The 12056-nt window shown below is 44.4% G+C and carries 10 protein-coding genes and 1 pseudogene; all 11 read right to left on the bottom strand.

The window, feature by feature from the left end; all coding sequences use genetic code 11:
* Positions 1-15 precede the first annotated feature (15 nt).
* Positions 16-2052 (bottom strand): ATP-dependent DNA helicase RecG, encoded by a 2037-nt coding sequence (gene recG, locus FD27_RS06240; RefSeq protein ID WP_057751160.1) that lies wholly within the window; start codon positions 2050-2052, stop codon positions 16-18.
* A 91-nt stretch (positions 2053-2143) separates the two neighbouring features.
* Positions 2144-3856 (bottom strand): DAK2 domain-containing protein, encoded by a 1713-nt coding sequence (locus tag FD27_RS06245; protein ID WP_057751163.1) that lies wholly within the window; start codon positions 3854-3856, stop codon positions 2144-2146.
* Positions 3857-3879: 23 nt separating this feature from the next.
* On the bottom strand, positions 3880-4242 hold the full coding sequence (locus tag FD27_RS06250; RefSeq protein WP_057751166.1) for an Asp23/Gls24 family envelope stress response protein: 363 nt from the start codon (positions 4240-4242) through the stop codon (positions 3880-3882).
* Between the two features lie 260 nt (positions 4243-4502).
* Complete coding sequence (gene rpmB / locus FD27_RS06255; RefSeq protein WP_047768929.1) at positions 4503-4688, bottom strand: 50S ribosomal protein L28; 186 nt, start codon at positions 4686-4688, stop codon at positions 4503-4505.
* Positions 4689-4828: 140 nt separating this feature from the next.
* Positions 4829-5485, bottom strand: coding sequence for a thiamine diphosphokinase (locus tag FD27_RS06260; protein ID WP_057751169.1), 657 nt, complete (start codon positions 5483-5485; stop codon positions 4829-4831).
* 64 nt (positions 5486-5549) lie between these two features.
* Positions 5550-6203, bottom strand: coding sequence for a ribulose-phosphate 3-epimerase (rpe, locus tag FD27_RS06265; protein ID WP_057751172.1), 654 nt, complete (start codon positions 6201-6203; stop codon positions 5550-5552).
* 10 nt (positions 6204-6213) lie between these two features.
* Positions 6214-7089, bottom strand: a complete 876-nt coding sequence (rsgA, locus tag FD27_RS06270; protein ID WP_057751175.1) for a ribosome small subunit-dependent GTPase A — start codon at positions 7087-7089, stop codon at positions 6214-6216.
* 13 nt (positions 7090-7102) lie between these two features.
* Positions 7103-8991 (bottom strand): annotated as a pseudogene (pknB, locus tag FD27_RS06275) (Stk1 family PASTA domain-containing Ser/Thr kinase).
* A gap of 2 nt (positions 8992-8993) precedes the next feature.
* Complete coding sequence (locus tag FD27_RS06280; protein WP_057751179.1) at positions 8994-9734, bottom strand: Stp1/IreP family PP2C-type Ser/Thr phosphatase; 741 nt, start codon at positions 9732-9734, stop codon at positions 8994-8996.
* A 17-nt stretch (positions 9735-9751) separates the two neighbouring features.
* Positions 9752-11101 (bottom strand): 16S rRNA (cytosine(967)-C(5))-methyltransferase RsmB, encoded by a 1350-nt coding sequence (gene rsmB, locus FD27_RS06285; RefSeq protein WP_181577912.1) that lies wholly within the window; start codon positions 11099-11101, stop codon positions 9752-9754.
* Positions 11094-12047, bottom strand: coding sequence for a methionyl-tRNA formyltransferase (fmt, locus tag FD27_RS06290; protein ID WP_057751185.1), 954 nt, complete (start codon positions 12045-12047; stop codon positions 11094-11096). Before fmt ends, rsmB begins: the two co-directional genes overlap by 8 nt.
* Positions 12048-12056 lie beyond the last annotated feature (9 nt).

A 12056-nucleotide genomic window follows, 5' to 3' on the forward strand; every position in this document is an offset into this window, starting at 1 on the left:
CTTATTTCCTCCGTTCTAATCGAAATGTGTTTCTAATTGATGACGTTTCAAATATAACACTAATGGTTGATTATCATCATACGCGTCCCAATGCGGCTCGGCAAGCAAATTGGCTGCATCTTCTCTGGCAATTTGAAGAATCTTTAAATCACCCACGGGATCGCCAACCTTAAAGTCAGGAACGCCTGATTGCTTATCCCCTAAAATGTCTCCTGATCCACGTAATTCCAAATCCTTTTGCGCAACTTGGAAACCATCAGTGGTTGCGACCATCGTTTTCATCCGTTCTTTGCCTTCTGGAGTTTTGGGATCAGCAATTAATAAACAATAACTCTGTCGCTGGCCACGACCAACCCGACCCCGTAACTGATGCAACTGAGCCAGACCAAAGCGATCAGCATCATAAATAATCATCACGGTCGCGTTGGGATTATCAACCCCGACTTCAACCACAGTAGTAGAAACCAAGACCTGAATCTGACCATTTTTAAATTGGTCCATTACGGCATCCTTTTCGTCCCCACTCATCCGACCATGAAGGAGACCGACCTGATAATTTGGTTCAAAATATGCAGCTAGTTGCTGGTAAAGATCGGTAGCGTTTTGGACATCTAGTGATTCCGACTCTTCAATCAATGGGCTAACGACATAAGCCTGTGCTCCCGAAGATAATTGATCCCGGAGAAAATGAAGCGCCTCATTGGTATTTTTACCTTGAATCCACTTCGTTTGAATGGGCTTACGACCCGCGGGCAGTTGGTCAATTACCGAAACATCCATTTCCCCGTACGTTGTAATCGCAAGAGTCCGGGGAATTGGCGTCGCTGTCATCGCTAGGACATCCGGATGTTCACCTTTTTCCCGCAATTGTTGACGTTGGTTAACCCCAAAGCGGTGCTGTTCATCTGTGATCACCAGGCCCAGATTGGCATATTGAACATCATTTTGAATCAAGGCATGGGTACCAATAATCAGGTTAATGTCACCCCGCTTGATTGCTGTCAGCAATTCACGGTGTTGTTTAGTAGTCAGAGAACCCGTCAGCAGACCCACATGAACATGGGTGCCCGCAAAAACTTTGGCTAACTTTTCAGCATGCTGACTCGCTAAAATTTCGGTGGGTGCCATTAGAGCAGCCTGATAGCCAGCAGTAATCGTCGCATAAATTGCGATCGCGGCCACAACGGTTTTACCAGAACCAACATCCCCTTGGAGAAGGCGGTTCATCTGATATGGCAAGCGGAGATCACGACAAATTTCATTGACTACCCGTTTCTGGGCGTCCGTCAGTTCAAATGGAAGTCCGGCAATAAACTGTTTGACTTCGTCGTTGTGATATAGGATCCGGGTGCCGTCCTCGCGTTGGTGAACTCGTCGAATCGCTTGCAATCGTAGTTGAAAAAGGAAAAATTCCTCGTATGTAGCGGTACGGCGGGCAGCCTTAGCCATCGCGGCATCTTCTGGAAAGTGCATTTCCTTAATCATTTGACGACGGTCCATCAAACGATAGTGATCACGTAACGATTGTGGCAATAACGTAGGGATAACGTTCTGATAATCCTCAAATGCCTGACGGATTAGTGAACGAAGTGTTCCCTGGCGAATATGTTTATTAACTGGATAAATAGCCCCATATTCGTTGCCCTTATTACTTGCGGTAGTCACCAGTTTATTAGCCGTTATTTGTTGGCGGCGGGCATCCCATTTTCCCATGACAGTCACTTGACGATCCATTTCAACCTGCTTTTTAAGGTAGGGCTGGTTGAAAAAAGTAACCATTACAACTTGTTGGCCAACCCGAATACGAAAACTGAGACGGTTTCGCCGGTAGCCAAAGCGGGTAAACAGCGGCTCCGAAACGATTTGACCTTTCAAAGTAATTTTCTGTTTATCCTTCGCGGTACTTAAGTCTGTCGGGGTAAAGTCATCGTACCGACTTGGGTAGTATGTCAGGAGGTCTTCAATTGTATCAATGTTTAAAGTCGCCAGGTCAGCAACCCGCTTGGGCCCAACACCCTTTAGTTCGGCAACCGAGTCTTGTAAACTCTTCAATGACGATCCCTCCTTTTAAATAATAAAGGAGTGGAAAGAAGTCCATTTGACTCTCCCACCCCTCGCGAGAATAGCGATTATTGCTAAGTAACTATTCTACTGAAATTAAGTATGGGTAGACTGGTTGTCCACCATCATAAATTTCGATTTCTAATTCATCATCGACTTCTTCAACCGCTGCTTGAATATCCTTGGCCGTTTCTTGATTGCCATCTTGACCAACCAGGATTGTGACAACTTCACTGTCCTCATCCAGCATATCCTTGACCATATTGATAGCGGCAGTCTTGATGTCCGGATCAGTTGTAACGATCTTGCCATCAACGATTCCCATGTAATCGTCCTTCTTAATCGAACGACCATCAATAGTGGTATCACGAACAGCATTCGTAACTTCACCAGAAGCGACAGTTGATAGGTTGGCTTCCATATTCTTTTGGTTGTCTTCTAATGATTGCTCCGGATTGTATTCCAGCAGCGCAGTCATGGCTTGCGCAATCGTCTTCGAATGAACAACCTTAGTTGGAATATCAGCAACTTCAGCTGCCTGGTCTGCGGCCATAAAGATATTGCCGTTATTCGGTAATACGAGGGCTTTCTTGGCACCACTATTGTTGATAGCGTCAGCGATGTCTTGAATACTTGGGTTCATCGTTTGACCACCAGAAATGATGTTCGTAACACCCAGACTCTTCAGCAACTTAACAATCCCATCTCCGGAAGCAACGGCGATCACAGCAGTATCAGTTTGTGGCTTTGCTTCTTCCTTCGCACGGGCCTTTTCAACTGGTGTTTGCTCATCTGCGACCTCTTCGTCATGTTCCATGATTTCTTCTTGTTGCCAAACCATGTTATGAATTTCGATAGTCTGAAGGTCACCAAACTGTTGTCCCCAAGAAAGGACCTCACCAGGGTGTTCAGTATGAACGTGAACACGAACAACGGAATCATCGTTTAAGACCAACAGACTGTCGCCCATTTTGGCAAGGTAATTATAAAAAGTGTCATAATCAAACTTTTGCTTGACTTGCTTACCTTTGCCAAGTCGAACCAGCATTTGAGTACAATAGGTGTACTTGATATCAGCAGGATCAAGCTTCCCTTGGACACTTTGGTGGTCTAATGCGTTAACCATTTCATCAACTTCAGCATTGTCAGGCTTGTAATCTTCGCCTTCGTCAACACTCTTGCCACTCAGGGATTCGTCAAACGCTTGAAGGACGAAAACTAAGCCTTGTCCACCAGAGTCGACCACGCCGACTTCTTTAAGAACTGGTAACAAGTCAGGGGTCGTTTGTAATGCCTTATCGGCGGCTTCATAAATAGCATGCATAATCTCGACTAAATCGTCAGTCTTCTTCAGCTGATTAAGGCCTTCCTGAGCAGATTCACGGACGACCGTCAAAATTGTTCCCTCAGTTGGCTTCATAACAGCCTTATATGCAGTCTTCGCTCCGTTAGCATAGGCATTAACAAAATCCGCAGCAGAAAGGGTACCTTTTCCTTCCGTTGCCTTTGCAAAGCCGCGGAAGATTTGTGACAAGATAACACCAGAGTTACCACGAGCACCCATCAGAAGGCCCTTTGCTAATGCAGCAGATAGGTCCCCAACCTTCGTGCTCTTTTCACGACGTTCATATTGGGCACCACTTTGCATGGATGATGTCATATTAGTTCCAGTATCCCCATCAGGAACTGGGAAAACGTTCAATGAATTAATGAATTCAGCCTTGGAACTAAGCTTGCTTGCTGCAGCTTGAACCATCTTGCCAAATTCTAAATTTGTAATTTCAGTTACAGCCAATTATCTTTCCTCCTGCTATGCCATTAATCTTCTACTGAGCGAACTCCTTGAACGCAGACGTTCACAGAATTAGCAGTAATGCCAAGCATCGATTCTAGATTATACTTTACCTTAGCTTGAACGCTCTTCGAAACTTCTGAGATTTTTGTACCGTAGCTAACAATGATGTTAACATCAACGGCGACCCCATTATCTTGTTGGCGAACAACAACTCCCCGACCGTAATTTTCACGGCGTAATATTTGGTTTACACCATCACGGACAGGATTTCGGCTGGCCATGCCGACAACACCATAGTTATCAGTAGCAGCTCCACCAACAACTGATGAAATGACATCATTATCAATATCAATCATGCCAGATTTTGTCTTAATTTTTACTGCCATGGAAATGGCCTCCTTATACTATTTCATAATACAGGCGTAACTAGCACTGAGCTAGCTTAGTTAATCACTTCATTGCAACACATATTTGAGAAACGGTTGCACCGGCCACATTAGATTCAACTTTAATATGGCTAACCAAACTAATGATATCATACCATAGCACCTGACCTCAAAAAAGGCATGTCCTACTACAGTCAACAACAGATACTATTTTGGATAAAAAATAAGCCGTCCACAAAGGACGACTTGTTTTGGTTTAATTAAACCCGAGTCACTTTACCGGACTTCAGTGTACGTGCTGAAACGTAAACCTTCTTAGGCTTGCCGTTAACCAAAATAGTGGCCTTTTGCAAGTTTGGCTTCCAGCTACGACGACTTGAGTTAAGGGCGTGAGAACGCTTGTTACCGAAGCGCGTCCGTTTACCGTTGATAAAATCTTTAGCCATTGGTGGTACCCTCCTCTTCTCATCTGTGTTAATTTCGTTCACGCAAAATGCGTTGTAACTCACTTGAATAATTTACCATAGCAACCAGCACAATGCAATACTTTTCTTTCAAGTAATTTTCCTTGACAGGCCTAATTGCCCTAGTGGAGCGGCCAATCACCAGATAAAATCACTGCAACAATTCCCTTCCGGAATGAAAAATGATTTTCATCTCCGGCAAACTCATTGCTCGACCAAGAAAACGGAATTAATGATGACCAGTGATGGAGCGGATACTTTTCATCTACCAAATTCAGATCCTCCACTGGGGTCAAGTTAACAAAGGCCAGGTACTTAAATTTGGGCTGACGACGCAGCGTGTACGTACCCGGAAAATAATATGAAACAATATTCTGACGATCGATAAAGCGAATCTTCGGTAGGTAATCTTTGAACTGATCCTGCAGGGGCAAGTACAGGTTCGCTAGTAATTGGTCTAACCGTCCCCCTGTGGCCCCAAAAATGTCAATCTGGTCAGGTTGGAACTGCTTAATTGCTGTCAAAACGCCTGCCTGGGTATCAGTCATGTCCTTAGCCGTTGGTAGTTTCTTAATATTAGTAATTTCTTGCCGAACTGTCGTAAATTCTGCTGCATCGGTTGAATCAAAATCGCCGACAGCACTCTGGGGAACGATTCCGTGTTGAATTAACCAAGTGGCCCCATGATCAACACCGATCCAGTTTTCGTGTTGCCGATCTTGAACTTCCTGCTTTGGAATAAGCTCTACTGACCCACCGACCATTAAGTTAACGCGCATGCTATTTCCTCCAAAAAGAAAGCGGGGCCGTGATTAATCATCATTGCTCCGCTAACTGATTATATTATTTAGTAGCATTCTTCAAAGCTTGAACACGACTAGCAGGGTCGTCAGCGTTGAAGACATATGAACCAGCAACTGCAACTGTTGCTCCAGCCTTGTAGCAGTCAACAACAGTCTTATTGTTGACCCCACCATCGACTTCAATATCAAAGTCATAGCCGTGCTTCTTCTTCAGTTCATTTAATTGGGCAATCTTATCAACCGTTTCTGGAAGGAACTTTTGACCACCAAAGCCAGGGTTAACAGTCATCACTAAGACTTGGTCCACCATGTGTAGGACAGGTTCGATCATGGCAACTGGCGTTCCTGGATTAATCACAACTTCCGCCTTTACGCCACCGTTCTTAATAATTTGTAAAGCACGGTGAATGTGTTGGGTTGCTTCCACTTGAACACCAATGATGTCCGCACCAGCATCGATAAAGGCTGGCAGAATATGTTCAGGATTTTGAACCATTAAGTGGCAATCCAAAGTCATCTTGGTGATCGGACGGATAGCCTTAACAAATCCTGGTCCGTAAGAAATACTAGGAACAAATGAACCATCCATGACATCGATATGGAGGTATTCAGCACCAGCTTTATCAACCTTTTCAATATCTGACTGCAGGTTGACATAATCAGCACTCAAAATTGATGGAGCAACTTTAATCATAACTAATTCCTCATTTCTTATAATTTGGTTTTTGGGCAGCGATCAAGTTATGAAACTGAACATAGTTTTCATAACGGCTCTTCATGATTATACCATTTTCCACCGCTTCTTTAACGGCACAGTTTGGCTCTTTCAGATGAAGGCAGCCACGGAAACGACAATTGGCACTCATCTTCACCATTTCAGGAAAAAGACTAGGAAGTTCGTTTACCGTCATATTGAAGGTCTCATAAGACGAAAAGCCAGGAGTATCGGCAATCCATGCACCATTAACATTTAGTAGGCTGACCTTCCGGGTAGTATGACGACCCCGTTTGAGGGCCATCGAGATTTCACCAGTGGCAAGGTGTAAATCAGGTGCTAAATGATTCAGCAAAGTGGATTTACCAGCCCCCGTTTGACCCATCATCGTCACAATATGGTCCCTTAACATGGTTGTCAACTGTTCTAATGACGATGAAGCAAATGGATCCCGATTAATTAAGACCCGATAGCCAATTGCTGAGTAACCAGCAGCAGTTTCCTTCAGTGATTGGAATTCAGCGGCTGATAATAAATCAGTCTTGGAGAAAAAGATGATTGGCTCAATTTGTTGGGCTGCCAAAGCGATTAATTGACGGTCTAACAAGTTCGTTGAAAAAACCGGCTGCTTAGCCGCTGTTACAACGACCGCAATATCAACGTTTGCTACTGGAGGCCGCACTAGCTGGTTCTTACGAGGTAGTACTTTTAAGAGATAACCATCTTCAAATTCAACGCGATCACCGACAATCGGTTTAATCTTCCGGGCACGGAAATTTCCCCGCCCCCGGGTTCGATAAATCTGACCGTCAGCTAAGATATCATAAAAGCCACTTAATGACTGTTGGATAATTCCTGTTTTCACTTTACACCTCAACTTAAGCGGTAATGTTTGTTGCACTCATAATCGTCCGACCATTTCGAACCACCCGGTAAGCACCCATTTCGCCACGTCGTAACGTAAATGGCACGTTGATAGTGGCCTCCTGGTTGATCGTGATATCTTGATATTCCATTGTCAGGTTATGTTGAGCATCTTTGATGTAAACCTGAACACGGTTCTCTTGTTTGCCACCATTGCCATCAAACGGGATATTAATCTGAATATTTGTCACTTTAGTATTGCTACCAGAATCAGCAACCGTGACGGTTAAAGTATCGCCATGGGTCAGCTTTGTTCCCGCCTTCGGTTCCTGGGTAATCACGTGGTTGTCTGCAACCTTCTTGGACTTCTTTTCTTGGGTGGTCAACTGCAACTTGTTCTTATTAGCGAAGTCTTGAACCGCACTAATATCTTGACCTTTAAAGTTAGGAACCTTAATTGGTTTCTTCCCGGCCGAAACTTTAAGACAGTTTGGTTAGCAGTTTTAACGACTTTTCCCTTTGCATAATTTTGCTTAATAATTTGTCCAGGTTCCACTTTGTCAGAGTAAACCGTCTTCTTTTCAACTTTAAAACCCTTGTCACGCAGGTTAGAAGCAACGGAATCGTAGTCACTACCGACATAGTCAGCCATCGTCCATTTAGTAACACCAGAGGATACGACCAGGTTCACCCGACTACCAATTCGCGCCTTGCTGGAAGCATCTGGTGAGCTAGAAATAACCTGGTTTTTCCCATAAGTACTGCTGTTCTGATGGGTAATTTTACCAACTTGCAAGTGGTGAGCATTTAAAACCCGCTCCGCCTGAGTCGCACTTTTACCATCAATATCTGGGGTAACAACGGTTCGCCCAAAGTACCACCAGCCACCAAAGGCAGCAGCAATTAAAACGACAACCGAACTAATGGCGATCGTGATCTTGTGAGACCGCTTCGGCTGCTTCTGCTCCTCATGGTTTTCCTTTGGTTCTTCCTTACTCGGCTTAGCATCATGATGCAGTTCAATTACTTTGGTTTCACCATCATCATCATGATTAAACGTTAATCGCGGTTCATTATCCCGACTATGATCCAAGCTGGTCCGCAAATCGTCCGCCATTTCTTTAGCAGAAGAATAACGGTCAGCGGGATCTTTGGCAGTTGCCTTAATGACCACATTTTCCAGTGCTTGTGGAATAGCGCGGTTTTTGTTGCGAACCGAAGGAATCTCATCCCTAAAGTGCTTTAGGGCAATTGATACCGCCGTTTCTCCTTCAAATGGGACCGTTCCCGTTAGCAATTCATAAAGGATAATTCCTAAAGAATAAATATCTGACTGTTTGGTAGCTATACTTCCCCGTGCCTGTTCAGGCGACAGGTAATGAACAGAGCCCATCAAGGTATTAGTCTGCGTTAAAGAATCTTGGTAGGCAGCGATAGCAATCCCAAAATCCGTAATTTTAATATTTTTATTCTCATCAATTAAGATATTCTGTGGTTTTAAATCACGGTGAATAATACCATGCGCATGCGCTGTTTCTACAGCAGACAGTACCTGTTCCATGATGTCAACTACTTGCGGCAATGGAATCGGAAAGTGTTGTTTAATATATGCTTTCAGATCGGTACCTTTCACATACTGCATGACCATGAACTGCATGCCATGTTCTTCACCAATGTCATAAACCCCAACGATATGCGGGTCGTTTAATTGGGTTGCCGCCATTGCTTCCCGTTCAAAGCGCCGTTGCGTATTAGGGTCGTCCCGTAAATCTAATCGTAATAATTTAACTGAAACGTCACGATCAAGGACTTCATCGTGCGCCAAATAAACATTCGCCATACCACCCTCACCGAGTGTGCGAATAATCCTGTACCTTTTTCCAATTTTGTATCCAGGATTCATATTTAACCCTCCTGGTCGTCTCTAAACCCAATCAGGACAGTAATATTATCCGGACCGCCAGCATCGTTTGCCTTGGCAATAAGCTGATGACACTTCTCCGTCATCGCAATATTTGATTGTAAAATAGTCTGAATTTCTTGGTCAGAGACCATTTTAGAAAGACCATCTGAACATAATAATAGCTGGTCACCGGTTTCAATTTTAAACCGGTTTACTTCAATCCGCGCATCCTTTGAAACACCGATTGCCCGGGTAATAATGGTACTCTGCGGATAATTCTTTGCTTCTTCAGCCGTGATGTCGCCACTATTAACTAATTCATTTACTAATGAGTGGTCAACCGTTACCTGTGAAAAAGTTTGATCATGTAACAAGTAGCCACGACTGTCACCGATGTTTGCAACAACTAATTCATCATCAAAGGCAATTGCAGCAACCATCGTCGTACCCATTTCCTGATATTTCGGGTTTGTTTTTGATTTTTTTAAAATTTCGTCATTGATTAATTGGACCTCACGTGCAAACCACCGAATTGCTTCCAGTGGAGCAGTTGGTGAGGCCACTTCAAATTGGCGACCTAGGTGATCAACCGTCATTTCCGCGGCAACATCGCCACTCCGGTTTCCACCAATTCCGTCGGCCACGATCATTAACTGATGACCAGATGCGTCAACATAAGTAGCAACGCGATCTTGATTCTGGTGTCGTTGTTGACCGATATCTGTTTGATAAGCAATTTTCATCTTAATGTAAATCCCTTCTACAATTTTCGCTGAAGGCTACTGATGAAGAAGCCGTCGGAACCATAGTCACTCGGTAAAATTGTTAGAGTTGCTGAGTGACGGTCGTCTTTAATAGCCCGTGTCGTGGACGTTTTAACCAGCACAAAATCTGGATGTCCTTGCAAAAATTGATCAACCGTATGATCGTTTTCTTCCTGCAAAATCGTGCACGTGCTATATGTGATTATACCGCCTTTTTTTACTTTTGGGGCAACTGCATTCAAAATTGCTAACTGAATTTTGTGCAGGTGCTGACTATCAGAGAGGGTCTTTGTATAACGAATCTCTGGTTTACGTCGTAAGAGACCAATTCCGCTACATGGGGCATCGACCAAGACTTTGTCAAACGTCTGATCAGCGAATTGATGATCTACATTACGAGCATCAAGGGTGTGGGCATGGACCCGGTCATTAACCCCCATACGTTTAGCATTTCGCTCAATCAAACGCACCTTATGTTGGTGAATATCGAGGGCGTCCACAGCCCCACCTTCAGTTGATGACAGCCGGGCTGCAATTTGTACAGTTTTACCGCCCGGGGCAGCACAAGCATCGAGAACATGATCGCTAGGTTGCACATCCATACTATCCACAGCAAGTGAGGCACTTTCATCTTGAATGGTGATTTGGCCATTACGGAATAACGAAGAATTGACCACTTCACCCGCTTCCACAATCAGACATTCAGGTGCAATCGGACTAGGGTGTGTCGAGACACCTTCATTGGTTAATTCATTTTGCACCTCGTCAACACTCATCTTTGTCGTATCAACCCGCACGGAGACATGCGCTGGTTCATTAATAGCCCTCAGAATTGATTCGGCTTTCTCCTGGCCATATTCTTTAACGAATTCCGCCACTAACCATTCGGGAACACTCGCCGCAATTGATAAGCGTTTCACATCCGGTTGAATCGATGAAAAATCTGGCCAGCCGACTCGTAAAGCGGCGTGTAAAACGCCGGTAACGAACTTGCGAATGCCCGGATTACCGCGATACTTAGCAATTTTAATTGTTTCATCAGTAATTGCCCAATTTGGAACCCGTTCCAGATAGTGGTATTGGTAAAGGGCCGTTAATAACAAGGTTTCCACCCAAGAATCAATTTGGCGATGGTTTACCACCTCTTGTAGCCAGTACTGCAGAGTCAGCTGGTGTTGGAGAGTGCCATAAACAATCGTTGTCATCAGACCGCGATCAGCAGAATTCAGAGGATGTTTCTTAAGTAACGAATCCACCTGTAAATTAGAATAAGCCTGTGAGGCGCGCACTTTGTCTAAGGCATAAAAGGCGAGCTCACGGGCATTAGTCGGGTTAAAGTTAGTCATCAGTAACTGCTTGTCCTCCTTCGTGCAGGTCTTGGTGACCGTTAAGATAAGCAGTGATATCCATCATTGGTTTACCAGCTGGCTTGAGCTTATTAATCTGGTAAGTTGTTCCATCTCCAGCAGCAAGTACCAACTGGTGTTTTCCTAAGTGCACGACTTGACCTGGTTCTCGGTCAGTCTTCTCATCCAATGGCGTGATATCGTAAATCTTAGTCCGCAGGCCATCGATGACCATGTTACCGATTGGTGCCGGACGCAAGCCCCGAACCTTATCGTCAATCCGGTCAGCAGGCATCCGGTAGTCAATCCGTTCCTGCTCACTAGAAATATTAGGTGAGAATGTAACCTTATCAGGATCTTGGGGCGTAGGGTGAACATTACCGGAAATAAGGTCTGGTAATGTGTCCATCAATAAGTCACGACCAAGCAGACTCAATTTGTGGAACATCGTCCCGTTATCATCATCTTTGGTAATTGGAATGGCACGCTGAGCAATCACGTCCCCAGCATCCATCTTCTTGACCATGTACATAATGGAAATTCCAGTTTCCGGATCCCCATTAATAATTGAGTACTGGACCGGTGCTCCTCCGCGGTACTTCGGCAATAATGAACCATGGACATTGATAGCAGCAATTTGCGCAGCATTTAATAATTTGGTAGGTAAGAATTGACCGTATGCCGCTGTGATTAACAAATCAGGTTCCATATCAATGATGGTTTGCATTTCTTCACTGCCACCCAACTTGGCTGGTTGTAACACTTGAATATCGTATTTTACCGCCGCTTGCTTTACTGGGGAAGCGGTTAGAACATGTTTTCGGCCAACACGATGATCTGGCTGGGTCAGTACTGCTTTGACATCATATCGTTCATCAGCAACCAATGCTTCTAAAATTGGCACCGCAAATTCCGGTGTTCCCATAAATACAATTGAAGTTGACATATTCATTAA

Origin of the sequence: Limosilactobacillus frumenti DSM 13145, from assembly GCF_001436045.1 — a bacterium.
Taxonomy (GTDB): domain Bacteria; phylum Bacillota; class Bacilli; order Lactobacillales; family Lactobacillaceae; genus Limosilactobacillus; species Limosilactobacillus frumenti.

What these genes read in the sequence shown, in the direction of transcription:
- FD27_RS06250 (WP_057751166.1), bottom strand. Translation starts at nt 4,242, where the DNA reads ATGGCAGTAAAAATTAAGACAAAATCTGGCATGATTGATATTGATAAT.
- rpmB (WP_047768929.1), bottom strand. Translation starts at nt 4,688, where the DNA reads ATGGCTAAAGATTTTATCAACGGTAAACGGACGCGCTTCGGTAACAAG.
- FD27_RS06260 (WP_057751169.1), bottom strand. Translation starts at nt 5,485, where the DNA reads ATGCGCGTTAACTTAATGGTCGGTGGGTCAGTAGAGCTTATTCCAAAG.
- rpe (WP_057751172.1), bottom strand. Translation starts at nt 6,203, where the DNA reads ATGATTAAAGTTGCTCCATCAATTTTGAGTGCTGATTATGTCAACCTG.
- FD27_RS06280 (WP_057751179.1), bottom strand. Translation starts at nt 9,734, where the DNA reads ATGAAAATTGCTTATCAAACAGATATCGGTCAACAACGACACCAGAAT.
- rsmB (WP_181577912.1), bottom strand. Translation starts at nt 11,101, where the DNA reads ATGACTAACTTTAACCCGACTAATGCCCGTGAGCTCGCCTTTTATGCC.
- fmt (WP_057751185.1), bottom strand. Translation starts at nt 12,047, where the DNA reads ATGTCAACTTCAATTGTATTTATGGGAACACCGGAATTTGCGGTGCCA.